Below are 26558 nucleotides of genomic sequence, written 5' to 3'. Positions count from 1 at the left end.
GTTTTCCTCATCATGCAGACATTCGCCAACCAGCCGCACGTCGCGTCGTACTACGCGGCGACCGCCAACGACACGACCCGCCACGCGCCGCTCGCCGGCACGATCGACGCCGACGTGTGCGTGATCGGCGCGGGCCTCACGGGCCTGTCCGCCGCACTCAACCTCGCCGAGCGCGGCCATTCGGTGACCGTGCTCGAAGCGTCGCGGGTCGGATGGGCGGCGAGCGGCCGCAACGGCGGCCAGTTGATCGGCGGCTTCGCGTGCGACATCGACACGTTCGCGCAGTTCATGCCGGAAGGCGACGTGAAGCGGATCTGGGACATGGGGCTCGAAACGCTGTCGCTCGTGAAGTCGCGCATCGCGCGGCACGACATCGACTGCGCGCTGGTGCCCGGCTACCTGACCGCGGCCAATACCGAGCGCGACGCCGATGCGCTGAAACGGTGGCGCGACGAAGCCGCGAAGCGCTTCGGCTACGACCGCTTCCACTACGTCGAAGCCGACGAACTTGGCGACTACGTGCAATCGGCCCGCTATCGCGGCGGCCTGTACGACCCCGACAGCGGCCACCTTCATCCGCTCAACTACACGCTCGGCCTCGCGCGGGCGGCCACCGAAGCGGGCGTGCGCATCCATGAGGACAGCTGCGTGACGCGCGTGCGCGACGTGTCCGGCGGGCACGTCGTCGAGACGAGCGGCGGCAACGTGCGGGCGCGCTTCGTCGTGCTCGCGTGCAACACCTACGTCGGCACGCTCGCGCCCGCGTTGTCGAGGAAGATCATGCCGGTCGGCACCTACGTGATCGCGACCGAGCCGCTCGGCGAAGCGCGCGCCGCCGCGCTGATGCCCGCGCGCGCGGCGATCTGCGACAGCCGGTTCGTGCTCGACTATTTCCGGCCGGCGCCCGACACGCGGCTCGTGTGGGGCGGCAAGGTCAGCTACTCGACGCGCGAGCCGCGCGAGCTCGCCGCGGCGATGCGCGCGGACATGCTGAAAACGTTCCCGCAGCTCGCGGACGTGAAGGTCGACTATGCGTGGGGCGGCTTCGTCGACATCACGATGAACCGCGCGCCGCATTTCGGCCGCATCACGCCGACGACCTACTTCGCTCAAGGGTTCTCGGGGCACGGCGTGAACACGACCGCGCTCGCGGGCAAGCTGATCGCCGAGGCGATCGACGGGCAGGCGAGCCGCTTCGACCTGTTCGACAAGATCCGGCATCGCGACTTCCCCGGCGGCGAAGCGCTGCGCACGCCGGCGCTGGTGCTCGCGATGGGCTGGTACCGGCTGCTGGACGCGTTCGGCGTGCATTGAGCCCGCCGCACGCACGATACCGACGCACGACGAAAAACGGCCGCGCGTGCGCGCAGCCGTTCGATCGGATCGCGGCGTGCCGGCGCAACGGACACCTGCCGATACCCGCGCGCCGCATGCACCGGTCAGTCCGTGCCGTACTTCGGCGAATGCGGGCCGTACAGCAAGCCGGCCGGCGGCCCGGCCGACAGCAGGCGGCTGCTCGTGAACGCGGCGACGTCGTGACTCTGGTCCATCAACGTGTTCGCGATCTGCTTGACCGCGGCCACCACGAGCATGCCGATCAGGCCGCCGCCGCCGTTGTTGCCGCCTTCGTCGCTGCTCGCGCTCGCGCGGCCCTGCCACAGCACGTCGCCGGTGCGCAGGTCGACGAGCTTCGCCGACGCCGACACCACCGTCGCGCTCGCGAGAATCCGGTAGACGGTGCCGTACTGCGACACCTTCGAATACAGCGCGGCGTCCGCGCCGAAGATCTCGCGCAGCTTCGCGGGCGACGTCTCCTGGATTTCGGCCGCATTGGTCAGGCCGTTCTGCTTGAAGGTCTCGTCCATCACGGCGACCGGCACGACGTAGTAGCCCGACTCGGCGAGCGGCAGCGTCATCTGCGACAGCAGCCCGTAGGTCGCGCCCACGTCGGAGGTTGCGTTGACGGGCGGCAGCACGAGGATCGAGCGCGGCTGGCTCTTCTTGAACGCCGCGTAATCGGGCCGTTTCACCGGCTGCGCGCAGGCGCTCAACAGCGCGACGAGCGACAGCACGGACAGCAGCTTGAATGAGAGGGTCTTGAACATGGCTGGCGCGTCGCTCACTGTTTGGCGGTGGTCGGATCGGCGTTCTTCTGGCCGGCGACCGTCTGGTCGGCAGTCTTCTGGCCGGCGGCCTTCGGGTCAACCGCCTTCGGGTCGGCCGCCTTCTGCGCGCCGCCTTTCTTTTTCAGCAGGAAATCCATGTAGGTCGCGGATTCCGGAAACAGCTGTTTCTCGGCCTGCAGTTCCTGTTCGGCCTGCTGCTCGCTGCCGATGCTCGCGTACAGCATGCCGAGATGCGCATGGAAGCCCGGCGGCGGCATATGGCCCTTGCCGCGAATGTCCTGCAGCGCTTTTTCGAGCGCGTCGATCTGCTCCTGCGGCGACTTCTGCCCCTTGAAGTATTCGTACACCTGCGGCTGATAGCCGGTCCACTGATAGAGCGGCGGCGTGGAGCTCGCGCAGCCGGCGAGCAGCAAGGCGGCGGCCGTCGCCGGCAGCCAGTTACCCCGTTTCATGGTCTTTTCTCTTTTGATGTCGTGGTGAATCGTGCAAGCGGCGCCGGCCCCGGCGCCCGCTGCGGCGGGTTGCGACGCTTACTGCGCGACGCTTACCGCGCGACCTTCAATGCGCCGGCGTCCACCTGCTCCGCCAGATGGTTCACGGCCTCCTGGATCGCGAGGTCCAGCACCTTGCCGTTGAGCGTCGAGTCGTAGCCGGCCGTGCCGCCGAAGCCGATCACCTCGCGGTTCGACAGGCTGAACTCGCCCGCGCCCTGGCTCGATGCGACGACTTCCGACGTCGTCGTGTCGACGATGTTCAGGTTGACCTTCGCGTACGCGACCTGCGTCTTGCCCCGGCCGAGAATGCCGAACAATTGATGATCGCCGACGTCCTTGCGGCCGAACTCGGTCACGTCGCCCGTCACCACGTAGTTCGCGCCCTTCACGGCCTGCGCTTTCTTCATGAAGCCCGCTTCCTGCTTGATCTCCTCGAGGTTCTCGCGATCGAGCACGTTGAAGCGGCGGCTCTGCTGCAGGCGCGTGACGAGGATCGTCTTCGCCTGTCCGCCGAGGCGGTCGATGCCGTCGGAGAAGATGCCGCGCATGTAGCTCGAGCGGTTGTCGAACTTGCCGACGGCGATCGCGACGGGCTTGCCCGCATACGGCTTCTGCGCGCTGCTGACGGCCGGCACGTCGAGCGTGCGCGACGATTCGGTCGCGCAGCCGGACAGCGCCGCGACGACCACTGCCGCCACGAGGACGGTGCGTCGTGTCTGAATGTTCACTGCTGGTCTCCTTGCGTGGAAAAAATGCCCGATGCGGGCGCGCCGGCTCGCGAACGATCCGGCGCTCGAAACGGCTGCGGCGCGACCTCACGCGTGCGCATCGGCGCGATGCGCGCGTGTGCGGTCAGCGCCGGGCCGGCGATAGCGGTATGTGAAGGCGGGGCGCCCGCAACGGATCGGTTGCGGTACGAAGCGGATGGGCAATGCACGACGCGACAGGCTCGCGTGCGCCGGTTACCCCGTTGTTCTGATTGCTGCGCTGTTGATCGCGCATGATACGGCCCCGTGTGTGATTTTTCGCGATCATACCAAGTCCGCTTGTCGACACGGGGATTCTTGAGAAGAATCGACGACTTTCCGACTCATGGGAGACACACGATCGATGCCGGCACGCAACCGCATACGGGTATTCAGCCTTGCCGTGAATGCACGATCGATCGGCGCGATACGCACCCCGGCACGTCGGCCGCACGCGCGCGGGCGCCGCTGCCGACGCGCGTGCGGTCTCACGGTGTGCGCTAGTCGCCCACCTTCTGCCGCATCGTCACGAACTCTTCGGCCGCGGTCGGATGAATGCCGATCGTGTCGTCGAACTGCGCCTTCGTCGCACCCGCGCGAATCGCGATCGCGATGCCCTGGATGATCTCGCCCGCGTCGCGGCCGACCATGTGCGCGCCGATCACGCGCTGGCTGTCGCGCGCGACGACGAGCTTCATCAGCGTGCGCTCGTCGCGTCCCGACAGCGTGTGGCGCAGCGCCTTGAACGACGTGCGGTAAATGTCGACGTCGCCGAGCGTGCGCCGCGCATCGGCCTCGGTCAGGCCGACCGTCGCGACCTCCGGCTGGCTGAACACGGCCGACGGCACGTACGCGTGATCGACCGCCACGCGCGAGCCGCCGAACAGCGTGCGCGCGAGCAAGCCGGCGTCGCGCGTCGCGACCGGCGTCAACTGCGGCCGCGACGTGACGTCGCCGATCGCGTGGATCGACGGCACCGACGTCGCCGAATACGCATCGACGGCAATCGCGCCGCGCGCATCGAGCAGGATGCCCGCCTGCTCGAGCCCGATCCCGTCGACGTTCGGCACGCGGCCGGTCGCATACAGCACCTGATCGTACGGCCCGTGCCGCGCGTCGCCGACGTGCACGAACAGCGTGCCGTCGCTCGCACGCTCGATCGATTCGATCACCGCGTGCGGATGAATCGTGACGCCCTGCTTCGTCATCTCGTCGGTCAGGAACTGGCGCACGTCGTCGTCGAAGCCGCGCAGGATCTTTTCGCCGCGATAGAACAGGTCGACGTGGCTGCCGAAGCCGTTGAAGATGCCCGCGAATTCGACCGCGATATAACCGCCGCCGACCACCGCGATGCGTTTGGGCAGCGTCGCGAGCGACAGCGCCTCGCGCGACGTGATCGCATGTTCGATGCCGGGCCGCGGCGGCAGCGACGGGCGCGAGCCGGTCGCGATCGCGATGTGGCGCGCGCGGATCGTGCGCGCGCCGATCGCGACGGTATGCGCATCGACAAGCGTCGCGCGGCCGGCGTGCATGTCGACGCCCGATTGCCGCAGCAGGCTGATGTAGATGTCGCTCAGCCGGTTGATCTCGCGATCCTTCGCGGCGATCAGCGCGGGCCAGTCGAGCGTGCCGGCGCCGAAGGTCCAGCCGAAGCCCTTCGCGTCGTCGACTTCGTGCGGATAGTGCGATGCGTAGACCAGCAGTTTCTTCGGGATGCAGCCGCGCAGCACGCAGGTGCCGCCGATCTGCTCTTCTTCCGCTATGCCGACACGTGCGCCGTATGACGCGGACATGCGCGCGAGCCGCACGCCGCCCGAGCCGGCGCCGATGACGAACAGGTCGTAGTCGAAATCCATCGCATTCCCTCATCGCAGTTCGGATGGGGTGACGATAGCAAGATTCGGGGATCCGTGCGGCGCGTCGTGCGTGCCGCGCGCCCAATAAAAAACGGCGAGAGACGAGGCCTCTCGCCGGTCAAACCGGCTGGCGGTTGTGCCATGCGTCACCGATCGACCGCATGCCCGACCTGCCGATTGCGCGGCACCGGTCGGCCCGGGCGCGCGAAGGGCGCGCCCGCGGCCGACCGGCCGCCATGCTCATGCCTGCGACGTGTCGCTGCCGTCCGTCGCCTGCGTATCGTCCGCCTGCTGCGGCCGCTCTTCCTTCTTCTCGAGCATGCCCTCGATCGCCTCGGCGCCCTTGAAACCGACGACGGCCGCGGCCGCCTTGGTCAGCAGGCCCGCATCCGGATCCAGCTTCTCCGCGCCTTCGACGGCGGCGACTGCGCCGGCGATCTCGCCCACGACGTTCAGGATACCCATCGTCATCCCCTTTCAAGAAAATCGTGAGCGCATCGTCCCACGAAAGAAACCGGCGAACCGCATTTGTCATCGCCGGATACACAAGTTACGCACCTGGCCGGCCACGCTCGACGAGCACCACCGGAACGACGCGCGCGCACGCCGGACGGCATGCGACGCGCGATGCACGCAGCGTAGCGGAAAGCCCGCGCGGGGACCGTAAAAGTATGTTGTGGCTTGCCGACGGATCGCTTACGGCGCGGGACTTCCGCAATGGAGCGTTCGCCGAATGGTCGGGCGCGCGCATGAAGCGCGCATGACGAAAAAAAGAGGCGCCGCGGCGCCTCTTCGATGTGCGTCGGACGAAGCCGGCGCAGGCATGTGCCGACGTTCGTCAGAAGATATTGCGCAGGCCGATCGCGATGCCCGTCTGGTTGCTGCGGCCAGGCAATTCGACGTTCGCCGCGCCGTTCGTCTTGTTGAAGTCGACGGTGCCGTAGATTTCGGTGCGCTTGCTCAGCGCGTACTCGGCGATGCCGACGATCGCGTAGCGGTTGCCGCTCGCGAGCGTGCCGTTCGTGGTCATCGCATTGCGCATGTGGTCGTAGTAGAACGCACCCGTCAGCGTCAGCGGCGCGCTGACCTGCCAGCTCACGCCCGCGAACGGACCGTCGTCGATGCGGCCCGTGCCCTTCGCGACCGGAATCGACTGCTGCGCGAGCAGGCTGTCGACGAAACCCGTGTCGTCCTTCGAGCGCAGGTAGCCCGCGTAGATCTTCGCCTTGCTGAACGCGTACACGACGTTCGCGTGGTAGATCGTCTGCTTGCGCGCCGAGTTGTCGCTGTTCTGCTGCGCGCCGGCCGCGATGCTGAGCGGGCCCATCACGTACGACAGCGACACGCCCCACGCATTGCCCTTGCCGAGCGAGCCCGGAATCTGGCCCGAGAAGCCGCCGGCGCCGGTCGATTCGTAGTTGGTGCCGGTCGAGTACATCGCCTTCGCCGTCAGGCCCTCGAACTTGCCCGTGTACTTGATCTGGTTGTCCGCATAGAGGCCGCCGCCGAGTGCGACCGGCAGCCACGCGTTTTCGAGGTAGTTGCCGACGGTCAGAGGATCGTAGGTGTCCGACAGCAGGTCGAACAGCGGCGTCTTCTGGCGGCCGAGGGTCACGGTGCCGTACGGGCTCTGCAGGCCGACGTACGCCGCGCGGTTGAACAGGCGGCCGCTGTCGGCGAACGCGCCGTTCTGCAGGTTCACGCCGCTCTCGAGGTTGAACACCGCCTTCAGGCCGCCGCCGAGGTCTTCCGTGCCGTAGATGCCGAAGCGGCTGTTCGTGATCGCGCCGTTGGTCATCGACAGCAGGCCGTCGTTCTTCGCGTTGGCGTTGGTCAGGTAACGGATGCTCGCATCGGCGACGCCCCACAGCGTGACCGAGCTTTGTGCTGCTGCGTACTGGCTGGCGAAGGCCAGCGCCGCGCCCCCTGCGATGACTGCGAGTCGGGTGGTCTGCTTCATGAGCGTTCCTTTTTTAGGTGTCTCCATTCATGGCCAGCCGCGTGCGCAGCCGGGTGGCGATCGCCCACGCTCATGGCGCGCGCGATGTGGGCTGAATCATAAGACGAGTGCGAACGCTGAAAGAAATTGAAATACGCGGCAATTGCGCGATTGTCGTCCGGGAACAACGGTTCGCGCGGCGCGCCTGTGTCGCGTGGCGGCGGCACGGGGCGCGGCGGCGCAGGCGGGCATGCGCGGCGCTGCAAGGTTCGGTGATGGTGCGGCGTGGTCACGCGGATCGCGGCGACATTGCCGGTGCGATCGTTGCGGGTTGCGGGTTGCGGGTTGCGGGTTGCGGGTTGCGGGTTGCGGGTTGCGGGTTGCGGGTTGCGGGTTGCGGGTTGCGGGTTGCGGGTTGCGGGTTGCGGGTTGCGGGTTGCGGGTTGCGGGTTGAAGCTTGCCGCCTGCCCGCCTGCCCTCAGGCCGTTTGCGTCGCCCCGTCGCTGCCGCCCGCGTCGCCGTTACCGCCCTCGCCGCCCGCATCGCCGTTCCCCGCGCGACGCCACGCGCGCCGCACGATTTCCGCGAACGCGCCGACGAGCAGCAACACGGCGCCCCACAGCGCGACGTCCGGCACGAGCCGCGTCACGAGGCCGCCGACCACCGCGCCGCCCAGGAAACAGAAGCTGATCGTCGCGAGCAGCGCCGAGTCGTGCAGCGCGCCCGCGTCGTAGCGCGGAATCAGCCCGACGAACAACTTCTGCGCGGCGCGCCGCAGGTTGCCGGTCGTCATCACCGACGTGTACGACAGTTCCTCGAGATGGGTGAACGACAGCGTCTGCAGCGTCGCGACGAACGAGATGCCCGGAATCAGCCATGCGCTCGACGCGCCGACCAAGCCGCTCGCGGCCACGCCGAGAAACGCGATTTCGACGATCAGGCTCACGAACGCGGTATGCCGCATCCAGCCGCGTTGCGCGGCGAGGCCGAGCAGGTGCGCGACGAACACCGCGAGCACGAAGCCGCCGAGCGGCGGCACGTGATGCAGCGCGGCGGCCCATTCGCCGGCCGACAGGTTGATGCCGAGCAGCGCGACGTTGCCGGTCATCGTGTTCGCGAACACGTGGCCGTGGCCGACGTACGTGTACGCGTCGAGGTAGCCGCCGGACAGCGTCAGCAATGCGGCGACGGTGAGATTGCGGCTGGCGCCGTCGAGATCCATCGATCCTCCCGTGAAAAGTCGCGCCAGTATCGCGCACGGGAGGCCGGTTGTGCGCCGCTCACTGCCCGATGCCCGTGAGCCCGATCAGCGCGCCGCCCGCGAGCAGCCATAGCGGATGGATGCGCGTGCGCCACGCGAGCACCGCGCATGCGGCCGTGATGCCCCACTGGATCGCGGTGCGGTTCGACGCCTCGGAAATCAGCACCGCGCTCGCCGCGACGAGGCCGGCCGTCACCGGCATCATCCCCTGCTGCACGTAGCGGCGCCACGGCCGGTCGCGAAAGCGCTCCCACGCATGCAGCGCGAGCACGGTGACGATCGACGACGGCCCGAACTTCGCGACCGACGCGACGAGCAGCCCGGCCCAGCCGGCCACGTGCCAGCCGACCAGCGACACGATCATCATGTTCGGCCCCGGCGCCGCCTGGGCCAGCGCGAACAGCGCGGTGAACTCGTGCGCGCTCATCCAGTGGTGCACGTCGACGACCTGCCGCTGCATCTCCGGCAGGATCGTGTTGCCGCCGCCGAACGCGAGCAGCGACAACTGGCTGAAGATCGTCGCGATGGCGATCAGCGTGTCGCTCATGGCCGGCGCTCCTGTTGCGTGTGGGGCGAGTCGTGCGAATCGCGCGCGCCTCGCGCGGCGTTCGGCGCCGGCCGCGGCGTGCCGGCCTCGCGACGGCGCGACGCGAGCCAGATGCTGACGGGCGTGAGCACCAGCATCGTGGTCAGTAGCGGCAGTCGCAGCACCGCGATCGCGACGAACGCGAGCGCCGCGATGCCGGCGGCCGTGCGCGGCGCCCGCAGCAGCGGCTTCGCGACCTTCACGGCCATCGCGACGAGCAGGCCGGCCGCCGCGGCGGCGAGCCCCGCGAACAGGTGCTGCACGTGCGGATCGTTCTGCGTCTTCGCGTACAGCACGCCGAGCGCGACGACGACGAGCGTCGGGCCGGCGATCAGCCCGAGAATCCCGGCGAACGCGCCGGCGACGCCGCGAAAGCGCATGCCGACGGCGACCGACAGGTTGATCACGTTGCCGCCCGGCAGGAACTGGCACAGGCCGAGCAGATCGGTGAATTCGTCGGCGGAGAGCCACTTGCGTTCGTCGACGATCGTGCGCCGCGCGAACGGCAACGCGCCGCCGAACGACATCAGGCCGAGCGACAGGAAGCCGGTGAACAGCTCGGCGAGGCCCACGCTGCGAGGGGGCGCGGCAGGCGGCGGCGAGGCGGGCGGAAAAGCGGATTGCATGGGGCTCCTCATCAAACGGTGAACCGAGGTTACCGCCGTTCAGGATTCCGGCAAAACGATTTTATCGGCGCGCCCTTGTGATCTAGAATCACAAGCATGGCACGCGATCTCCCGCCCTTTTCCGCGCTTCGGGCCTTTGAAGCCGCGGCACGACATGAAAGCTTCAGCGCCGCCGGCGACGAGCTGCATGTGACTCACGGTGCCATCAGCCGGCAGATCGCCGGGTTCGAGGCGTGGCTCGGCAAGCCGGTGTTCCACCGCTACGGCAAGCGCGTGAAGCTCACCGACGAAGGCCGCCGCTACCTGGACACCGTGCGCGCGGCGTTCGACAGCATCGCGCACGCGACCGAGCAGTTGCGCAACACCGGCGCGGCGCGCGTGCTGCGCATCAACGCGCTGCCGACCTTCGCGATGAAATGGCTGCTGCCGCGCCTGTCGCGGTTCCAGCGCGACGTGCCGAACGTCGAGCTGAAGCTGTCGACGTCGAACGCGCCGCTCGACACGCTGAACGGCTTCGACGTCGCGATTCGCCGCGGCCCCGGCCACTGGCCGAACTGCACGAGCGGCCACTTCCTCGACGAAAGCGTGATTCCGGTGTGCAGCCCCGCGCTGCTCAAGCGCGCGCCGATCACGCGCGCGGACGATCTCGCGCGACACGTGCTGCTGCATTCGGATACGCGGCCGGAAGGCTGGCGCGACTGGTTCGCGGCGGCCGGCGTCGCGATGAAGGGGCGCAAGCGGCAGTCGTTCGACCACTTCTATTTGGCGCTGCAGGCGGCCGTCGACGGGCTGGGCGTCGCGCTCGGCCCGCTGCCGCTGATCGACGACGAGCTCGCGAGCGGGCGCCTGGTGATGCCGCTCGACGGGCCGCGCATCGCGACGCGCAGCTACTGGTGGATCGCGCCGGGCGCGCCGGCCGACGATCCGCTCGTCGCGCAGTTTTGTGCGTGGCTGCAGGGGCAGTCGAATACCGGCACATGAGGGACGCACGACGGCAGGCGGCATTGCACCGCCCGCTCCCGAATCACACCACCGGCCCCGGCTCCTTCTCCTTGCGCAGGATCGCGTACAGGATGATCGCGCCGAACGTCGCGGTGCCGATTCCGCCGAGCCCGAAGCCGCCGATCTTCAGCGAGAAGTCGCCGGCGCCGAGCACGAGCGTGACGGCCGCGACGATCAGGTTGCGGTTGTCGGAGAAGTCTACCTTGTTGACGACCCAGATCCGCGCGCCGGTCACCGCGATCAGCCCGAACACGACGATCGATACGCCGCCGAGCACGGGGCCGGGAATCGTCTGGATCACCGTGCCGAACTTCGGCGAGAAGCCGAGCCCGATCGCGATCAACGCGGCGACCGCGAACACCAGCGTCGAATAGATCCGCGTGACGGCCATCACGCCGATGTTCTCCGCGTAGGTCGTCACGCCCGTGCCGCCGACGCTGCCCGATACGATCGTCGCGAGCCCGTCGCCGATGAACGCGCGGCCGACGTAGCGGTCGAGGTTCGTCCCCGTCATCGCGCTGACGGCCTTGATGTGGCCGAGGTTCTCCGCGACCAGGATCACCGCGATCGGCGCGAGCATCAGCATCGCGTGCGGATCGAACACCGGCGCACGGAAGCTCGGCACGCCGAACCACGCGGCCTGCGCGACGATCGCGAAATCGATCGGCTTGCCGAGGCCCATCCCGTTGGTCGCGATCGCGTAGATCACGTACGCGATCACGAGCCCGACGAGGATCAAGAGGCGCTGCATCATCCCGCGCGCGAACACGGCGACGCCGCCGACGCACAGCACCGTGACGAGCGCCATCACCGATTCGAAGGTCGAGCCCGACACGCCCTTGACCGCGATCGGCGCGAGGTTCAGCCCGATCACCGCGACCACCGCGCCGGTCACGACGGGCGGCATCAGCGTCTCGATCCAGCGCGTGCCGATCGCCTGCACCAGCGCGCCGAGCGCGACGTATACGACGCCGCACGCGACGATCCCGCCGAGCGCGACCGGAATGTTCGGGTTCGGGCCGCTGCCGCCGTAGCCCGTCACCGCGATCACGAGGCCGATGAACGCGAAGCTCGAGCCGAGATAGCTGGGCACGCGGCCGCCCACCAGCACGAAGAACAGCAGCGTGCCGATGCCCGACATGAAGATGCACAGGTTCGGGTCGAAGCCCATCAGCAGCGGCGCGAGCACGGTCGAACCGAACATCGCGACGACGTGCTGCACGCCCATCGCGACCATCTGCGGCCACGCGAGGCGCTCGTCGGGGCCGACCACGCGCGAGGCCGCGCCGGTCGGTTGGACCCGCCAGCGCGGGAAGTAGGAATCGGACATGGGGAAAGCGCTCCTGTCGGTCGTCGGTCGCCGGCTGCGAAGGATGCGCCGGTCTGGAATCTGGCGCGAGTTTACGGAGCGGAAATGGGGCTGGCAAGCGAACCGGCGGGCGGGGCCGGCCAAACGAGGACGCGGCAGGCCGCGCGAGAGAACCGGTGCGCGACCGCGCGGCCCCGGCGAAGCGCCCGTCCGCGCACGATGCGCGGCTGGCGGCGGCAAGCGCCGGCCGCGAAGTAAGCGTGCGCTCACATCGCGGCCGGCGCCGCGTGCATCACGGATTGATGTACTGGAACAGCGATAGGTTCTGCAGCTGCACGTACGCCTTCTGCGCGCCGGTCAGCGCGTTCTGCACCTGCAGGTACTGGCTGATCGTCGTGACCATGTTGGTGCTGGTCAGGTCCGTCAGGTTGCTGGTCGTCTGCAGCGACGCGGTCTGGGTGACGGCCTGCATCGCCTTCACTTCCTGCTCGCGGCCGCCGACGGATGCCTGGATCGTCGTCACGTTGCGCATCGTGTTGCCGACCTTGATCGACCCGGTCATCAGCGCGTTCTTCAGCGACACGGCCGCGACAGGGTTGCCGGTCACCGGCATCTTCAGCGCCGCGATCGTCGAGTCGAGCGTCGAGAAGATGTCGGCGCCGCCGCTCGCCTGCGGGCCGGGCGTCACGGCGAACGTATCGCCGGTGCTCGGCGTGCCCGATACGGCCACCGTCATCCCGCTGCCGAGCGCGATCGACGCACCCGACGTGTAGGCCTGCGCGGGCGTCGTGGTCGGCGGCTTGGCCGAGCTGTCGGTCACCGTGTAGGTCGGCGCGGCGGGCGTGCCGCCGAACGTGATCGTGAAATGGTGATCGTTGGTCGCGGCGGACGGGTCCGTCACCGTCACCGCGCCGATCGCGCCGGTGCCGACGTTGCCGGCGCCGGCCGACGGAACCTGCGCGCTGCCGAGCGACGGCACGGACATGAACACCGCCGAACCGGTGTCGCCCTGCGACACGCTGCTCGAATCGGCGATCTGCACCTGGCGCGTGCCCGAGTCGCCGACGTAGCTGATGCTGCCGTTCGGGCTGGCCGTGAACGGCGCCGTCGAATTGTTCAGGCCGGCGAACAGGTAATTGCCGGCACCGTCGTTCGAGTTCGCGAGCGTCACCAGCTGGTCGCGATAGCCTTGCAGCTGCGTCGCGAGCGCCGAGCGGTCGCTGTCGGCCAGCGAGCCGTCGCCGGCACGCACGAGCAGCGTCTGCACGCCGGTCAGCACGCTGCTCACGCTCTGCAGCGCCTGGTCCTCGGCCTGCAGCGACGCGAGCGCGGTCGTCTGGTTGGTCGCGTACTGCGACAGCGTCGCCGACGTCATCGACAGCTGCACGGCCTGCGCCGCGCCGACCGGGTTGTCGGCCGGCGTCTGCAGGCTCGTGCCGCTCGAAATCTGCTGGTACAGCTGCGCGAGCTGCGCCTGCTGATCGTTCATCTGTGAAACGTTCAGCTGGAAGAACTGGGCGCTGGAAATTCGCATCGCTTCTATTCCTCGAATCCGGTCAGTTGAACAGGCCGAGCACGGTCTGGAACAGCGTCGCCGCCGTCTGGATCACTTTCGCGTTCGCCTGGTAAAGCTGCTGGTACTGCATCAGGTTCGCCGCTTCCTCGTTCTGGTTCACGCCCGACACCGACTGCTGCGCGGTCGTGATCTGGCCGACGAGCGAGGTCTGCGCGGCGCTCGACGACTTCAGCTGGCTCGCCGTGTTGCCGATCGCGTTCACGTAGTTCGCATACGCGCCGGTCAGCGTCGTCGTGCCGCCGCCGAGCGCCTTCGCGGTGACGAGCTGCGACAACGCTTGTGCGTTGGAGCCGTCGCTCGTGCCGCCCGCGTACGGTCCGATCGTGAACGTGTCGCCATCCGACGGCGCGCCGGACAGCGTGACGGTCACGCCGTTCATCACGCCCGCCGGAGCCGGCTGCGTGGTGCTGTTGATCGTCAGCTTCGCGCCGGCCGTCGCGTTGTACGGCACGCTGTCGGTCGGGCTCGTGATCGTCACCGAGGTCGGCGGGGTGCCCGCGATCGTCACCGTGGTGCCGGCCGGGAAGCCCGACAGCGACTGCGACGCCGCGTCGTAGGTCAGCTTGGTCGGCGTCGTCGGCACCTGGTAGCCGGCGCTCACCGCGCCCTGCGTGATCTTTGCCGTGCCGATGTTGGTTTTCGATGCCGCAGCGACCACCGGCGACGCGGCCGCGATCGCCGAGCCGCTCGTGGTCGCGAGGCCGAAGCCGGTCAGCGCGCCGCGCGTCGGCAGCACGGTGAACTGGTCGCCGGCATTCATCGCGCCGGACGAGAACGAGAAGTTCAGCCCGCCGAGCGAGACCGGCATCGGACCCGCCTTCTGGTCGACCACCGACCCGCTCGCGCGGTCGGTCAGCGTGTAGTTCGTGCCGTCGTACGACAGCGTGTAGTCGCTCGTCGTCGGCTGCGACGCACTGGCGAACGACACGGACAGCGACGCGTTGCCGGTGTTGCCCTGATTCGAATAGACGGTCGGGTTCGTCACCGTGAACAGGTCGCCGCCCGGCTTGCCCGCCAGATCGACGCCGAGCGCGTTCTGCGCGTTGACCTGCGCGGCGAAGCTGGTCGCGAGCGCGCCGAGCTGCGCCTGGGCCGGGTCGAGTGTCTGACGGCGGAACGCGAGCAGGCCGCCGAGCGTGCCGCCCGACAGCGACGCATCCGGCAGCGCCTGGTCCGGCCCCTGCGGATTCGCGCCGGCGATGCCCTGCGACACGACGGTGAGCTCACTCGGATCGGACGGCGACGTGACGGTCGCAAGCTGGTAGCTCTTGTCGGCGACGACGAGCGGCTGGCCGCCCGCGAGGAATACGCTGTAGCCGCTGTCGTTGCGCACGACCTGCACGCCGGCGAGGGACGACAGGTTCGACACCGCGAGATCGCGCTGGTCCATCAGCTGGTTCGGCGGCTGCCCCTGGCTGCTCGCCGCCGAGATCTGCTGGTTCAGCTGCGCGATCTGCGCGGTGTACGTATTGATCTGCGACACGGTGCTGGTGAGCTGCGTGTTCACGCTCTGGCGCAACGCGTCGTATTGCTGGCCCGCCGCCTTCAGCTGGTCGCCGAGAATCTGCGCGTTGCTGATCGCGGTCTGCCGCACCGACGGATCGGACGCATTGTTCGCGACGTTCTGCAGCCCGGTGAAATAGCTCGTGATCGCGGTCGAGATGCCGGCCGTCGGGCTGCCGACGTAGTTGTTCAGCTGCGCGACGAGCGAATACCACGTCGACAGCGCGCCGCCCTGCGTCTGCGCGCCGTTCAGCTGGTCGCTCAGGTACTGGCTGTACTGCCGCTGCACGGTGACGGTGTTCACGCCCTGCGGCATGTAGCCGCTGCTGGTGTACTGCCCGCTCGCCTCGGCATAGACCGGGCGTTCGACCGAATAGCCCGGCGTCGCGGCGTTGCTGATGTTCTGGCCGGTCGTCGTGAGGCCCCAGAGCGCGGCATTCAGGCCGCTGACGCCGAGGTTCATGAGTGTGTTGGACATGCGCGATCCTGATGAGCCGGCCGCGCTGCGGCCGCCGGGTTGCGTGACTCCCGGTATAACGGCCGCGGATTGAAAAAATTGAGGAAAAAATGCACGCGCGGCGCACGGGCGTGCGTCGCCGCTGGAAGCGCCCGGCGCAAGGCGCCGGCGGTGCTGCGCGGGCGGCCCGCGGGGGGCGCCGGCCGGATGCGCGTCAGGCCCGCGCGAGCGAGCGGCGCTTCATTTCGAGCTGCGTGATCAGCCGTTGCAGCGTGTTCTCCGCGCTGCCCGGCAGCGACATGTAGCGAAAGCCGAGCTGGTAGCGGCGCGACCCGTTCGGCATCTGCGTCGAACGCTGCGACACCAGCTGCAGGTCGAGCGACAGCTTGCCGTGGCCGGTCAGCTCGAGCTCGACGTCGGGCAGCAGCGTGCCGACCTCGAGCGCCTCGACGCGCTCATCCGCCGTGCGCAGCCCCACGCCGCCGAGCGACAGGTTGTGCACCTCGAACAGGAAGCTTTCGCCGTCCGGCAGCTTGCCGCGGCACAGGAACGGATCGACGATCGGCGCGTCGACGCGGAAATATTCGCGGCGCTGGATGCACACCAGCACGTCGGGGAAATCGGCGACGAACGCGGGCAGCCCCTCGTAGCGCGTCTCGCGCGGCGTGCCCGTGGTGAATTCGACGCGCACGCCCTCCGGCGCGGCCGCGAACGTGCAGTGCGACGCGCCGAGGATGCCGGCGTTCTGCTCGGACAGCGCGCCCCAGTCGAACGTGAACGTCCGCGCGCCGACGTCGACCTCGAGCAGACGCGTGACGAGCTGGCCGCCCGGGTACTGGACCGTCAGGAAATCGCCGCGGTTCACCAGGTTGCGCAACTGCACGCCGATTTCCAGCGGATTGCGGCGGGCATAGTCGGGCCCGGAGTGGCCTGCATCCAGGCTGGGGTCCGTCGACGTTTCGATATTCATGGCTAGCCGGTCTTTCTTGTCATGGGCGCCCGGGGCAACCGGTGCGCAATAAAACCGGGCCAGAACGGGGGCCCGGTCGCAGGTCTCTCACACTTAGCGGCAGTGCTGACCGAAAGTTTAGATCGAAACGGCGATTTATTTCTCGCAAACGTTGAAACCGCGCGCGGCAAGGTGCCGGGCGCGGTCCGAGGGGGGCCAACCGGTGGCGGGCGCGGCCGTCAGCCGATCTGCTGCATGATCGAGATCAGCTTTTTCGCGTAATTCGGGTCGGTGGCGTAGCCGGCCTTCTGCATCCCGTGCGCGAAGCCTTCGACGCTGCGGCTCGCGCTCAGCACGCCCGCGTAGCGCGGGTTGTTCTTCAGCAGGTTCGCGTAATCGGTCATCGCGTGCTCGTACGAGTCGTACGCACGGAACTTCGCGACCACGCGGCGCGGCGTGCCGTTCACGTATTCGGTGGTCAGCGCCGACACGGTGCGGCCGGTCCAGCCCTTGTTCGCCTTGATGCCGAACACGTTGTAGCTGGTCGAGCCGTCCGTCGCGCGGATCTCGCGCTTGCCCCAGCCCGATTCGAGCGCGGCCTGGCCGACGATGAAACGCGCCGGGATGCCGGTCGTCGCACTGGCCGCCTGCGCGGGGCCCGCGAGCCGGTCGACGAACGCGTCCGCGCCCTGCACGCCGCGCGCGCCCTTGAGCGGCGGCGTCAGCGCGCTGTCGGCCGAGTAGCCGCGCGCGCCGGCAAGGCCGCCGTTGTTCGCCGCGTTCGCATAGGCCTTCGCCATCGCGTTCATCGCGGCGAGGCTGCCTTCGTTGCCGGCCGTGCCGAGGCCGCCGGCGCCCATGCCGCCCGCGCCGACGTCGGCCGCCGTGTCGCTGCCCGCGCCGGCGCCCGCATTGCGCAGCAACTGCTTCATCAGCGCATCGGCGACGCCGATTCCGTGCTTCGACATCTGCTGCGCGAGCTGCTGGTCGAGCATCGACGTGTACATCTTCGACGTATGCGAATCGAACAGCCCGCCGTCGGGCGACGCGTCGCGCATGCTCTTGAGCATCATCTGCGTGAACATCGCGTCGAACTGGCCGGCGACCGCCTTCGCGCCGGCCTGCGGCGATTGCTTCGCCTGCGCGCGCAGCGCGTCGAAACCCTGCACGTCGAGCGCGAAGCGCTGCGTGAGGTCGTTTGCGTTGGGGAGCGTGGCTGCCATTTAGATCACCTCCAGGTCGGCGCGCAGCGCGCCGGCCGCCTTCATCGCCTGCAGGATCGACATCAGGTCCGCGGGCGTCGCGCCGAGCGTGTTCAGCGCCTTCACGACGTCGGCGAGATTCGCGCCGGCCGTCACCATCTTCAGCGCGCCGTTGTCCTGCTTCAGCTGGATCTGCGACTGCTGCGCGACCACCGTCTGCCCGTTCGAGAACGGCCCCGGCTGCGACACCACCGGCTGCGTGTTGACGACCACCGACAGGTTGCCGTGCGCGACCGCGCAGCTTTGCAGCGTGACCATCTGGTTCATCACGATCGAGCCGGTGCGCGCGTTCAGGATCACCTTCGCCGCGGCCTTGTCCGGGCTCACGTCGAGGTTCTCCAGGCGCGCCATGAACGCGACCTGCTGCGCGGAATCGGCCGGCGCGGCGAGCTGGATCGTGCGGCCGTCGAGCGCCGTCGCGGTGCCCGGGCCGAAGCTCGCGTTGACCGCGGACACGATCCGCTGCGCGGTGCCGTAGTCCATGTCGTTCAGTTGCAGCTGCAGGACGCCGTTCATCTGCGCGACCGCGTTCGGCACCGAACGCTCGACGATCGCCCCGCCGACGATCCGGCCGGCCGCGAGCTGGTTCACCTGCACGCGGCTGCCGTTCGCGCTGGCGCCCGCGCCGCCCACCGCCATGTTGCCCTGCGCGAGCGCGTACACCTGGCCGTCCGCGCCCTTCAGCGGCGTGAGCAGCAGCGTGCCGCCGCGCAGGCTCTTCGCGTTGCCGAGGGACGACACGGTCACGTCGAGCGCCTCGCCCGGCCGCGCGAACGGCGGCAGCGTGGCCGTCACCATCACGGCCGCGACGTTCTTCAACTGCATGTTGTTCAGCGACGACGGGCCGCCGTTGGCCGAACCGTTGTTGATCGAGATGCCGAGGTTCGCGAGCATGTTCGCGAGCGTCTGCGTCGTAAACGGCGTCTGCATCGTCTGGTCGCCGGTGCCGTCGAGGCCGACGACGAGGCCATAGCCGATCAGCGGGTTGTCGCGCACGCCCTGGATCTGCGCGAGATCCTTCAGGCGTTCCGCGTGCGCGGGCGCGGCGCCGAGCGCGCACGCGGCCAGCACGCAGGCGAGTGCACGAAACGACAGGCGGAGGAAAAGAGGCAGCTGCATCGTCATCACCACGGCGCGATGTTGAGGAAGAAGCGCTGCAGCCAGCCCATCGTCTCGGCTTCGTTGATGTAGCCCTTCGACGAGTATTCGATCTTCGCGTCGGCGACCTGCGTCGAGTAGACGGAGTTCGCGCCGGAGATCGTGTTCGGGTTGACGACCCCCGAGAAGCGCACGAATTCGTTGCCCTGGTTGATCAGCATCTGCTTCTCGCCGCTGACCACGAGGTTGCCGTTCGGCAGCACGTTGGTGACGGTCACGGTGATCGTGCCGTTGAACGTGTTCGCCGCGCTCGCGCCGCCGGTGGCCGCGAACTTGTTCGCGCCGGTCGCCGACAGGTTCGCCTTCGCGAACAGCCCGCCGAGGAAGCCGGCCGTCGGCACGTTGAAGTCGGTGTTGCCCTGCCGGTTCGTGTTCGCGCCCGACGACTTGGTCGCGTTGATGTTCTCCGCGATCATGATCGTCAGGATGTCGCCGATGTTGCGCGGGCGCTGATCCTCGAACAGCGGCCGCCCCGCGTAGCCGGGGTTGTAGATCGAGCCGGGCGCCTGCATCGACATCGGCATCGGCGGCTGCGCCGTCATCGGCTGCTGGATGATCGGATCGCGCGGGATCTGCGCGCAACCGGCGAGCGCCGCCACCGCGACCGCGCAGGCGGCGCGGACGGTGGCTGACGAGGGGAGGCGAACCTGCTTCATGGCTGCGACGGGACGTTCCGGTTAGCTCTTCATCTGCGTGACGGTCTGCAGCATCTGGTCGGACGTCGTCACGGCCTTGCTGTTGATCTCGTAGGCACGCTGCGTCTGGATCATGTTGACGAGTTCCTGCACGACGTTCACGTTCGACGCCTCGACGTAGCCCTGGTTGAGCACGCCCGCGCCGTTCAGCCCCGGCTGCGACACGTTCGGCGCACCCGACGACGTCGTTTCCGCGAACAGGTTCTCGCCCTTCGCCTCGAGGCCGGTCGGGTTGATGAAGGTCGCGATCTGCAGCGAGCCGATCTGCACCGCGTTGCTCGAGCCGGGCTGCGTGACCGACACGACGCCGTCCTTGCCGATCGTCAGCGACTGCGCGTTCTGCGGCACGGTGATCGCCGGCAGGACCTGGTAGCCGCTCGACGTGACGAGCTGGCCCTGCGCGTTGGTCTGGAACGAGCCGTCGCGCGTGTACGCGTTGGTGCCGTCCGGCATCAGCACCTGGAAGAAACCCGCGCCGTTGATCGCGACGTCCTTCGAGTTGCCGGTCTGCGTGAGGCCGCCCTGCGTGTACAGGCGCTCGGTCGCGACCTGCTGCACGCCGGTGCCGAGCTGCAGGCCCGACGGCAGCTCGGTCTGCTGCGTCGAGTTCGCGCCGGGCTGGCGGATGGTCTGGTACAGCAGATCCTCGAACACCGCGCGCGACGCCTTGAAGCCGTTCGTGCTGGTGTTCGCGAGGTTGTTCGAAATCACGTCCATCTGCGCCTGCTGCGCATTCATGCCGGTCGCGGCGATGTAGAGCGAACGATTCACTTGTCAGGTCTCCTGCGTGGGCTGGCGCGGGCGCTCAGCTGAAGTTGAGCAGCTGGTTGGCCGTCTGCTCGTTCTGGTCGGCCGTCTGGATCAGCTTCGACTGCAGCTGAAACGCCCGTGCGTTGTCGATCATCGCGACCATCGCGGTCACCGGGTTCACGTTGCTGCCTTCGATCGAATTCGGCGTGACGACCACGTTCGGATCGGCGTCGGCCGGATTGCCGTCGGCGGTGCGGAACAGCCCGTCGTTGCCGCGCGTGAGCGTGGCCGGATCCGGATTGACGAGCTTCATCTGATCGACGATCGCGACCGCGGTCGGCGGGTCGCCCGGCATCAGCGCGGACACCGTGCCGTCCTTGCCGATCGTCACTTCCGCGTTCGGCGGCACCGAGATCGGGCCGCCGTTGCCGACCACCGGCAGGTTGCTCGCGTTGACGAGCTGGCCGTTCTCGTCGACGTGCAGATTGCCGGCGCGCGTGTACGCCTCGCCGCCGTCGGCCGTCTGCACCGACAGCCAGCCCGCGCCCTGCACCGCGACGTCGAGCGGATTGCCGGTGCGCGTGATCGGACCCGGCGCGTAATCGGCGCCGGGCGTCGACGCGAGCACGTAGGTGCGCGTCGTCGTCGGGTCGATGTTGCTGCCGTCGCCGAAATTCATCGGCACCGCGCGATACGTCGCGAGCTGCGCGCGAAAACCCGTCGTCGACGCATTCGCGAGGTTGTTCGCGACGATCGCCTGCTGGTCGAGCGACTGCGACGCGCCCGTCATCGCCGTATAGATCAGTCGGTCCATGGCTGCCGGTTGTCCGCGCTTACAGGTTGATGAGCGTCTGGTCGACGGTCTGCTGCGTCTTGATCGTCTGCGCGTTCGCCTGGTAGTTGCGCTGCGCGGTGATCAGGTTGACGAGCTGCGAGGTCAGGTCGACGTTCGAGTTCTCGAGCGCGCTGCCCTGCAGCGTGCCGTGGTTCGTGCTGCCCGGCGCCGACACCTGCGGCACGCCCGACGCCGCCGATTCGGCGTACTGGTTGCCGCCGAGGTTCACCAGCCCGTTCGGGTTGTTGAAGTTCGCGAGCGCGATCAGGCCGAGCACGGCGGTCTGGCCGTTCGAGTAGTTGCCGGTCAGCTTGCCGTCGGAGCCGATCGAGTAGGTGGTGAGCGTGCCGCTCGCGTAGCCGTCCTGCGCGAGATTGTTCACGCCGTCCTTGCCGCCGTACTGCGTCGTGCCGGTCAGGTCGAGCGTGAGCGCCTGCGGCGTCGCCGAGCCGTCGGTGTTCGGCACGGTGAACTGGAACTGGCCGAGCGACGCGGTCGGCGCGGCCGGCGTGCCCGTCGTCGTGCTCTTGATCGCGCCCGACGTATCGAACGTGATCGTGCCCAGATCGGTCGTCGTGCCGCCCTGGACGCCCGCGTACGCTTCCCACGTGCCGGCCGCCGACTTCACGAAGTACATGTTGACCGCCTGCGAGCCGCCGAGCGAGTCGTACACCTGGATCGCCGTCGAGTAGTTGTACGTCGTGTTGTCGGTCGCATTGAACGGCGTCTTGGCCGGCACCGTGTCCTGCGAGTTCAGGTTGAACTGGCCGATGATCTTGGTCGTCGCGGTCGGCGCGATGTTGTTGGTCGGCGCCTGCAGCGGCACGGTCTGCGCGGTGTTGATCACGCCGCCCGCGTTGGCCGCGTAGCCCATCAGGTTACGGCCCTGCGCGTCCACGATGAAACCGTTCTTGTCGCGCTGGAACGTGCCGTCGCGCGAGTACGTCGTCACGCCGTTGTTCGACATCTGGAAGAAGCCGTTGCCGTTGATCGCGACGTCGAGCGACGAGTTCGTCGTATTGATCGTGCCCTGCCCGAAGCTCTGCTGCACCGAATTCAGCGCCGTGCCGATGCCGATCTGCGTGTTGACCGTCGTCGCGACCGAGTTCGCGTACATGTCGGCGAACTGCGCGGTGCTCGACTTGAAGCCGACCGTGTTCGCGTTGGCGATGTTGTTGCCGATCACGTCCAGCGCGTTCGATGCGCCGGCGAGGCCGCTCAGACCCTGTTGATAACCCATTTCGTTCTCCGTGACGAGAAAGCTCGATCAGTTGGTGGTGGTGTCGCCGGTCGAGGACGACTTCGTGTTCGGGAAGATCGACGCAACCTGGGTGAGCCCCACCGTCGTGCCGTTCGACAGCACGAGCCCCGCGGTGCCGTCCGCCTGCTTGACCACGCTCTGCACCTGCGCGGCCGCGAGCGTCGCGGCCGCCTGCGGCGTGCCGTTGCTGTCGGTATACGACGCGCTGACCGTGTACTTGCCGTCCGGCAGCGCGTTGCCGGCCGCGTCGGTCGGCGTCCAGTTGAACGGCACGGTGCCGGCCGACTGCGCGCCCGCGTTGATCGTGTTCACGACGGCGCCCGCCGAGTTCTTCACGGTGATCGTCAGGTTCGACACCGAGCTCGCGAGCGACACGCCGAACGGCGACGCCGCGCCGCTCTTCACCGCGACGCCGTTGCCCGGCGCGAGCACGTTCGTGCCGATCAGCAGCGCGGCCTGCGTCTGCTGGCCGGCCGCGAGCTGCGACGACAGCGACGTGAGCGACGTGTTCAACTGCGCGATGCCGCTCACCGTGTTGATCTGTGCGAGCTGCGACGTCATCTGCGAGCTGTCCACCGGACTGGTCGGATCCTGGTTCTGCAACTGCGTGACGAGCAGCTTCAGGAACGTCGCCTGCAGGTCGCTCGCCGACGTGCCGTTGGTCGACGACACGTTGTTGGTGTTCATCGTGTCGGTCGGCAGCGTCGACACGTTGGTGCCGTTGCCGCCGATCGTCGTGTTGGAGGAAGTCATCCTGGGTGGCCTTCTGTCGGAACTGTCGGTCCGGGTCTCGGTAGGGAAAGGTCGGGCGGCGCGCGGCTTACGAGCCGATCGTCAGCGTCTTGAGCATCAGCGTCTTCGCGGTGTTCAGCGTCTCGACGTTGGCCTGGTACGAGCGCGACGCCGAGATCATGTTCACCATCTCCTGCACCGGATCGACGTTCGGCATCTGCACGTAGCCGTTCGCGTCGGCGGCCGGGTTCGCCGGGTCGTAGGTCGATTTCATCGGCGACGGGTCGTCCATCACCTTGGTCACGCGCACGCCGCCCACGCCCTGGCCGGACGCGGTGCGCGCGCCGCCGATCGGGTCGGTCGCGAACACGACCTGCTTGGCCTTGTACGGCTTGCCGTCGGGGCCGGTCGCACTGTCGGCGTTCGCGAGGTTCGACGCGGTCACGTTCAGGCGCTGCGATTGCGCGGACAGCGCCGAACCGGCGACGCCGAAGATGTTCATCAACGAAGGCATGGAGGCTCCTTGTGCTGGGTTCCGGATTCGGAAGCGGCGCTTACGCGTGCGTTACGAGTTCGTCGTGATCGCGGCGATCATCGCCTTGATCTGCTGGGTCATCACGGTCATCCCGGTTTCGTAGTGCAGCGCGTTGTTCGCGAACTGCACGCGCTCGACGTCGAGATCGACCGTGTTGCCGTCGAGCGAAGGCTGCAGCGGCATCCGGTATTGCGCGCGGCCGTAGTCGTCCGACGGGCCGCCGGTCGGGATCAGCTTCACGGTGCCCGCCATGTGGCCCGGCTCCGTCGACACCATCGACATGCCGCTCGTCACGCCGGCCGGCTGCGCCATCGGCAGTTGGCCGGCGTTGCTGGGCGCGAGCCCGCCGCCCGCCTGCTTCAGCGAGCGCGCGAGCGTCGACGCGAAATCGACGTCGCGGGCCTGGTAGCCGGGCGTGTCGGCGTTCGCGATGTTCGACGACAGCAGTTCCTGCCGATAGGCGCGCACGTCGAGCGCCTGTCGGCCGAACGCGAATTCCGCATCGAGTTTGTCCAGCATGTGTGCGTCTCTCCGTATGAAGCGCTGCACGCCCCTCGCACCGGATGGCGACCCGAGAGGCTTTTTTCCATGACAGCGATGGTAGGCGCGGGACGCAACCGGCAATCGGGCGAATAACGCGGCAAAGGCCCCCTCTATTCATCGTTTGCGCGACGCCCCGGCTCCCTAGAATGCGAAGCGGATCAACGGATCGGGGGCATGGCGATGACAGGCGGCGCACTTCGCGACAGCAACGGGCGGCTCACGCAGGTGCGGCGTGCGTTCGCGCTCGCCGCGGCGCTGTGGATCGCCGCGCCCGCCGCGCATGCCGCCGACGGAATGATCGTGATTCCCGGGCGCGGCGAGACGACCGAAACCGCGCTCGCGCACGCCAATGCGGCGAGCGGCGGGCAGTTCGGCGGGAATGCGGGGATGGCTTCGGCTTCGGGCGGACAGCGCGCGGTCGGCACGGCGAGCGCCGCGACCGGCGACGGCTATGCGGCGCAACCGGCCGGCCAGATGGTCGTGACGAGCGTCCCGCCGCCGGCCGCCGCGCCGCTCCCGACCTACGCAGCCGCCCGCGCGAACGCCGGGTACGGCGCGACGCCGCGCGCGGCGGACCCCGCCGCCATCGCGACGGTCATCGCCGGCACGGCCGAGCCTGCATCGGCTTTCGCGCGGCCGGCGCCGCAATCGGCGGCCTCGGCCCGCCTCGCGGCGGCCCGTGCCGCGTCGGTCGCGGCGGCCCCGCGCACGGCGGCCGCTTCCGCCAACCCGACGGCGGCCCCGGCCCAGCCGGCGACGCCGCCCGGCCAGCAAGACCCCGAAACCATCCAGCGCGCGGCGCTCACGTTCCTGCAGCAGCAGATCGCCGGCCTGCCCGGCAAGACCACCGCGACGGTCACGACCGCCTTTCCGCGCGGGCTCGCCGCGTGCACGACGCTCGAACCGTTCCTGCCGACCGGCGCGCGCCTGTGGGGCCGCACGACGGTCGGCGTGCGCTGCGCCGGCGCGCGACCGTGGACCGTCTACCTGCAGGCGAAGGTCGCCGTGCAGGCCACCTATTACGTCGCCGCGCGCCAGATCGCGCCCGGCGAGCCGCTCTCCGCGGCCGACCTGGTCGCGCGCGACGGCGACCTGACGGTGCTGCCGCTCGCGGTGATCACCGATCCCGCGCAGGCCGTCGGCGCGACCGCGCTCGCGCGCATCTCGGCCGGGCTGCCGCTGCGGCAGGACATGCTGAAGAGCGCGGCGTCGGTGTCGGCCGGCCAGACGGTGCGGGTCGTCGCGGCCGGCCCCGGTTTCACGATTTCGGCCGAGGGCAGCGTGCTCGCGAACGCGGCGCCCGGCCAGTCGGTACGCGTGCGGATGGCGGCCGGGCAGATCGTCACGGCGATCGTCAAGGACGCCGGCACCGTCGAAATTCCGCTGTAGGGACGGATCGGCCGCAAAAATGTAAAGAATTGTTTATTCGGAGCATTTCGGGTTCGCGATGCTAAAGTTCGGGCCGACCCGGCCGTTATCTGGGTCAAACCGTACAGGAAACCCATCGTGAAAATCGATTCCACTCCGAAACCGAGCCCCCTCGCGCCGTCCGGCAACGGCGCGGCCCGTGCGCCGTCCGGCACGGCCGAGTCGTCCACGCAGGCAGCCGATGCAGGATCGAGCGGCGGCGACACGACCGTGAACCTGTCGGGTCTGTCCGGCCAGCTGCGTTCGGTATCCGCGTCGGGCGGTGCCGATATCGACACGGGCCTCGTCCAGTCGATCAAGGACGCGTTGAACGACGGCACGCTGACGATCGACGCGAACAAGATTGCCGACGGCGTATTGAACACCGCCCGCGAACTGCTGCAGCAGCAGCGCCCGCAGGGCAGCTAAGCCCCGGCCTCGTGGCCGGGTCACCCGGTTTGCCGGCGCGCGCGACACCGCACGCACCGGCGCGACGAGCATGACGCGATGAGAGAAGAGCTGCTGGCCACGGTCAACGACGAACACGCGACGGTCGAGGCGTTCGCGTCCCTGCTCGTCTACGAGGAAAAGGCGCTGACGACGGCCGAGCCGCTCGAGATGCTGCCCGGCATCGTCGAGAAGAAAAGCGAACTGATCGACCGGCTCGCGCAGCTCGAACGCACGCGCGACACGCAGCTTTCCGCGCTCGGCTTCCCGGTCGGCAAGAAAGGCATGGACCAGGCGGCCGAGCGCGATGCGCGCCTCGCCAGCCGCTGGCAACTGCTGCAGCAGGCCGCCGAACGCGCGCGCCAGGCCAATGCGAACAACGGGATGCTGATCCGGATCCGGATGGACTACAACGAGCGCGCGCTCGCGGTGCTGCGCTCGGCACCCGCGCCGGCCGGCGTGTACGGCCCCGACGGACGCGTATCGGCGCTCACGCGCTGACC

General features: G+C 68.6%; 27 protein-coding genes. 5 read left to right on the top strand and 22 right to left on the bottom strand.

Translation table 11 applies throughout. From position 1 onward, the window contains the following. The first annotated feature begins 12 nt into the window (after positions 1–12). Complete coding sequence (locus tag QZM72_RS29835) at positions 13–1314, top strand: FAD-binding oxidoreductase (protein ID WP_089468653.1); 1302 nt, start codon at positions 13–15, stop codon at positions 1312–1314. A 125-nt stretch (positions 1315–1439) separates the two neighbouring features. On the opposite strand, the gene QZM72_RS29830 is transcribed toward QZM72_RS29835, so the two are convergent. The 9 genes from QZM72_RS29830 to QZM72_RS29790 form a co-directional block, all read right to left on the bottom strand. Further along, entirely contained in the window at positions 1440–2105 is a 666-nt protein-coding gene (locus QZM72_RS29830) for a DUF799 domain-containing protein (RefSeq protein ID WP_089468654.1), read from the bottom strand. A gap of 14 nt (positions 2106–2119) precedes the next feature. Beyond that, positions 2120–2578 (bottom strand): DUF4810 domain-containing protein, encoded by a 459-nt coding sequence (locus QZM72_RS29825; protein WP_089468655.1) that lies wholly within the window; start codon positions 2576–2578, stop codon positions 2120–2122. 92 nt (positions 2579–2670) lie between these two features. Beyond that, complete coding sequence (locus QZM72_RS29820; protein ID WP_301739859.1) at positions 2671–3342, bottom strand: CsgG/HfaB family protein; 672 nt, start codon at positions 3340–3342, stop codon at positions 2671–2673. A 524-nt stretch (positions 3343–3866) separates the two neighbouring features. Next, complete coding sequence (gor, locus tag QZM72_RS29815) at positions 3867–5222, bottom strand: glutathione-disulfide reductase (protein WP_301739850.1); 1356 nt, start codon at positions 5220–5222, stop codon at positions 3867–3869. A gap of 240 nt (positions 5223–5462) precedes the next feature. Continuing rightward, positions 5463–5687 carry a hypothetical protein gene (locus QZM72_RS29810; protein ID WP_301739849.1) on the bottom strand — a complete coding sequence of 75 codons (225 nt, stop codon included), beginning with the start codon at positions 5685–5687 and terminating at the stop codon, positions 5463–5465. A 373-nt stretch (positions 5688–6060) separates the two neighbouring features. Further along, positions 6061–7182 carry a porin gene (locus QZM72_RS29805; protein ID WP_011546404.1) on the bottom strand — a complete coding sequence of 374 codons (1122 nt, stop codon included), beginning with the start codon at positions 7180–7182 and terminating at the stop codon, positions 6061–6063. 457 nt (positions 7183–7639) lie between these two features. Beyond that, a complete protein-coding gene (locus tag QZM72_RS29800) occupies positions 7640–8383 on the bottom strand; it encodes a YoaK family protein (protein WP_089468658.1) in 744 nt (247 codons plus the stop codon). Between the two features lie 58 nt (positions 8384–8441). Further along, positions 8442–8969, bottom strand: a complete 528-nt coding sequence (locus tag QZM72_RS29795; RefSeq protein WP_050014278.1) for a chromate transporter — start codon at positions 8967–8969, stop codon at positions 8442–8444. Further along, positions 8966–9634: a chromate transporter gene (locus QZM72_RS29790; RefSeq protein WP_301739848.1), complete on the bottom strand. Its 669-nt coding sequence runs from the start codon at positions 9632–9634 to the stop codon at positions 8966–8968. The genes QZM72_RS29795 and QZM72_RS29790 overlap by 4 nt, the downstream gene beginning before the upstream one ends. A 96-nt stretch (positions 9635–9730) precedes the next feature. Here QZM72_RS29790 and QZM72_RS29785 point away from each other — a divergent pair, with 96 nt between their 5' ends. Further along, a complete protein-coding gene (locus QZM72_RS29785) occupies positions 9731–10615 on the top strand; it encodes a transcriptional regulator GcvA (RefSeq protein WP_126363721.1) in 885 nt (294 codons plus the stop codon). 43 nt (positions 10616–10658) lie between these two features. Here the strand turns inward: QZM72_RS29785 and QZM72_RS29780 are convergent, their stop codons facing one another. From QZM72_RS29780 to flgB, 13 genes are all read right to left on the bottom strand, one after another. After that, the gene (locus tag QZM72_RS29780; protein ID WP_301739847.1) at positions 10659–11966 is read right to left on the bottom strand and encodes a solute carrier family 23 protein; all 1308 of its coding nucleotides are present in this window, start codon (positions 11964–11966) and stop codon (positions 10659–10661) included. 271 nt (positions 11967–12237) lie between these two features. After that, complete coding sequence (gene flgL / locus QZM72_RS29775) at positions 12238–13479, bottom strand: flagellar hook-associated protein FlgL (protein ID WP_089468665.1); 1242 nt, start codon at positions 13477–13479, stop codon at positions 12238–12240. Between the two features lie 22 nt (positions 13480–13501). Next, positions 13502–15502, bottom strand: a complete 2001-nt coding sequence (gene flgK, locus QZM72_RS29770) for a flagellar hook-associated protein FlgK (protein ID WP_301739846.1) — start codon at positions 15500–15502, stop codon at positions 13502–13504. A gap of 193 nt (positions 15503–15695) precedes the next feature. Then, positions 15696–16451 (bottom strand): flagellar brake protein, encoded by a 756-nt coding sequence (locus QZM72_RS29765; protein ID WP_069621009.1) that lies wholly within the window; start codon positions 16449–16451, stop codon positions 15696–15698. Positions 16452–16669: 218 nt separating this feature from the next. After that, positions 16670–17653 carry a flagellar assembly peptidoglycan hydrolase FlgJ gene (gene flgJ / locus QZM72_RS29760; RefSeq protein WP_089468667.1) on the bottom strand — a complete coding sequence of 328 codons (984 nt, stop codon included), beginning with the start codon at positions 17651–17653 and terminating at the stop codon, positions 16670–16672. After that, complete coding sequence (locus tag QZM72_RS29755; protein WP_089468803.1) at positions 17654–18811, bottom strand: flagellar basal body P-ring protein FlgI; 1158 nt, start codon at positions 18809–18811, stop codon at positions 17654–17656. 5 nt (positions 18812–18816) lie between these two features. Beyond that, positions 18817–19506, bottom strand: coding sequence for a flagellar basal body L-ring protein FlgH (gene flgH, locus QZM72_RS29750; protein WP_011546413.1), 690 nt, complete (start codon positions 19504–19506; stop codon positions 18817–18819). Positions 19507–19527: 21 nt separating this feature from the next. After that, positions 19528–20316, bottom strand: a complete 789-nt coding sequence (flgG, locus tag QZM72_RS29745) for a flagellar basal-body rod protein FlgG (RefSeq protein WP_006477564.1) — start codon at positions 20314–20316, stop codon at positions 19528–19530. Positions 20317–20350: 34 nt separating this feature from the next. Further along, positions 20351–21109 carry a flagellar basal-body rod protein FlgF gene (gene flgF / locus QZM72_RS29740; RefSeq protein WP_050014265.1) on the bottom strand — a complete coding sequence of 253 codons (759 nt, stop codon included), beginning with the start codon at positions 21107–21109 and terminating at the stop codon, positions 20351–20353. Positions 21110–21128: 19 nt separating this feature from the next. Then, positions 21129–22370, bottom strand: a complete 1242-nt coding sequence (gene flgE, locus QZM72_RS29735) for a flagellar hook protein FlgE (protein ID WP_089468668.1) — start codon at positions 22368–22370, stop codon at positions 21129–21131. A gap of 27 nt (positions 22371–22397) precedes the next feature. After that, on the bottom strand, positions 22398–23144 hold the full coding sequence (locus QZM72_RS29730) for a flagellar hook assembly protein FlgD (RefSeq protein WP_089468669.1): 747 nt from the start codon (positions 23142–23144) through the stop codon (positions 22398–22400). A gap of 67 nt (positions 23145–23211) precedes the next feature. Further along, positions 23212–23637 (bottom strand): flagellar basal body rod protein FlgC, encoded by a 426-nt coding sequence (flgC, locus tag QZM72_RS29725; RefSeq protein ID WP_034190310.1) that lies wholly within the window; start codon positions 23635–23637, stop codon positions 23212–23214. 51 nt (positions 23638–23688) lie between these two features. After that, positions 23689–24177, bottom strand: a complete 489-nt coding sequence (gene flgB / locus QZM72_RS29720; protein ID WP_089468671.1) for a flagellar basal body rod protein FlgB — start codon at positions 24175–24177, stop codon at positions 23689–23691. 204 nt (positions 24178–24381) lie between these two features. Here flgB and flgA point away from each other — a divergent pair, with 204 nt between their 5' ends. The 3 genes from flgA (at position 24382) to QZM72_RS29705 (ending at position 26556) form a co-directional block, all read left to right on the top strand. Next, positions 24382–25590, top strand: a complete 1209-nt coding sequence (flgA, locus tag QZM72_RS29715; RefSeq protein ID WP_301739858.1) for a flagellar basal body P-ring formation chaperone FlgA — start codon at positions 24382–24384, stop codon at positions 25588–25590. Positions 25591–25707: 117 nt separating this feature from the next. Next, a complete protein-coding gene (gene flgM, locus QZM72_RS29710) occupies positions 25708–26037 on the top strand; it encodes a flagellar biosynthesis anti-sigma factor FlgM (RefSeq protein WP_301739845.1) in 330 nt (109 codons plus the stop codon). A gap of 78 nt (positions 26038–26115) precedes the next feature. Next, positions 26116–26556 (top strand): flagella synthesis protein FlgN, encoded by a 441-nt coding sequence (locus tag QZM72_RS29705; protein ID WP_089468673.1) that lies wholly within the window; start codon positions 26116–26118, stop codon positions 26554–26556. The last annotated feature ends 2 nt before the right edge of the window (positions 26557–26558 follow it).

Origin of the sequence: Burkholderia sp. AU45388 (assembly GCF_030481585.1) — a bacterium.
In the GTDB taxonomy this organism is placed as follows: Bacteria; Pseudomonadota; Gammaproteobacteria; order Burkholderiales; family Burkholderiaceae; genus Burkholderia; species Burkholderia sola.
This window is presented reverse-complemented; position numbering and strand designations above follow the sequence as displayed.

Excerpts from the sequence above, each read along its gene's own strand:
- QZM72_RS29790 (WP_301739848.1), bottom strand. The coding sequence starts at position 9,634 with ATGCAATCCGCTTTTCCGCCCGCCTCGCCGCCGCCTGCCGCGCCCCCT.
- flgB (WP_089468671.1), bottom strand. The coding sequence starts at position 24,177 with ATGCTGGACAAACTCGATGCGGAATTCGCGTTCGGCCGACAGGCGCTC.
- flgF (WP_050014265.1), bottom strand. The coding sequence starts at position 21,109 with ATGGACCGACTGATCTATACGGCGATGACGGGCGCGTCGCAGTCGCTC.
- QZM72_RS29785 (WP_126363721.1), top strand. The coding sequence starts at position 9,731 with ATGGCACGCGATCTCCCGCCCTTTTCCGCGCTTCGGGCCTTTGAAGCC.
- gor (WP_301739850.1), bottom strand. The coding sequence starts at position 5,222 with ATGGATTTCGACTACGACCTGTTCGTCATCGGCGCCGGCTCGGGCGGC.
- flgC (WP_034190310.1), bottom strand. The coding sequence starts at position 23,637 with ATGCCTTCGTTGATGAACATCTTCGGCGTCGCCGGTTCGGCGCTGTCC.
- flgA (WP_301739858.1), top strand. The coding sequence starts at position 24,382 with ATGACAGGCGGCGCACTTCGCGACAGCAACGGGCGGCTCACGCAGGTG.
- QZM72_RS29825 (WP_089468655.1), bottom strand. The coding sequence starts at position 2,578 with ATGAAACGGGGTAACTGGCTGCCGGCGACGGCCGCCGCCTTGCTGCTC.
- QZM72_RS29780 (WP_301739847.1), bottom strand. The coding sequence starts at position 11,966 with ATGTCCGATTCCTACTTCCCGCGCTGGCGGGTCCAACCGACCGGCGCG.
- QZM72_RS29730 (WP_089468669.1), bottom strand. The coding sequence starts at position 23,144 with ATGACTTCCTCCAACACGACGATCGGCGGCAACGGCACCAACGTGTCG.
- QZM72_RS29800 (WP_089468658.1), bottom strand. The coding sequence starts at position 8,383 with ATGGATCTCGACGGCGCCAGCCGCAATCTCACCGTCGCCGCATTGCTG.
- QZM72_RS29810 (WP_301739849.1), bottom strand. The coding sequence starts at position 5,687 with ATGGGTATCCTGAACGTCGTGGGCGAGATCGCCGGCGCAGTCGCCGCC.
- QZM72_RS29805 (WP_011546404.1), bottom strand. The coding sequence starts at position 7,182 with ATGAAGCAGACCACCCGACTCGCAGTCATCGCAGGGGGCGCGGCGCTG.
- flgH (WP_011546413.1), bottom strand. The coding sequence starts at position 19,506 with ATGAAGCAGGTTCGCCTCCCCTCGTCAGCCACCGTCCGCGCCGCCTGC.
- QZM72_RS29830 (WP_089468654.1), bottom strand. The coding sequence starts at position 2,105 with ATGTTCAAGACCCTCTCATTCAAGCTGCTGTCCGTGCTGTCGCTCGTC.
- QZM72_RS29835 (WP_089468653.1), top strand. The coding sequence starts at position 13 with ATGCAGACATTCGCCAACCAGCCGCACGTCGCGTCGTACTACGCGGCG.
- QZM72_RS29705 (WP_089468673.1), top strand. The coding sequence starts at position 26,116 with ATGAGAGAAGAGCTGCTGGCCACGGTCAACGACGAACACGCGACGGTC.
- flgL (WP_089468665.1), bottom strand. The coding sequence starts at position 13,479 with ATGCGAATTTCCAGCGCCCAGTTCTTCCAGCTGAACGTTTCACAGATG.
- QZM72_RS29755 (WP_089468803.1), bottom strand. The coding sequence starts at position 18,811 with ATGCAGCTGCCTCTTTTCCTCCGCCTGTCGTTTCGTGCACTCGCCTGC.
- QZM72_RS29795 (WP_050014278.1), bottom strand. The coding sequence starts at position 8,969 with ATGAGCGACACGCTGATCGCCATCGCGACGATCTTCAGCCAGTTGTCG.
- flgE (WP_089468668.1), bottom strand. The coding sequence starts at position 22,370 with ATGGGTTATCAACAGGGTCTGAGCGGCCTCGCCGGCGCATCGAACGCG.
- QZM72_RS29765 (WP_069621009.1), bottom strand. The coding sequence starts at position 16,451 with ATGAATATCGAAACGTCGACGGACCCCAGCCTGGATGCAGGCCACTCC.
- flgK (WP_301739846.1), bottom strand. The coding sequence starts at position 15,502 with ATGTCCAACACACTCATGAACCTCGGCGTCAGCGGCCTGAATGCCGCG.
- flgJ (WP_089468667.1), bottom strand. The coding sequence starts at position 17,653 with ATGGCAGCCACGCTCCCCAACGCAAACGACCTCACGCAGCGCTTCGCG.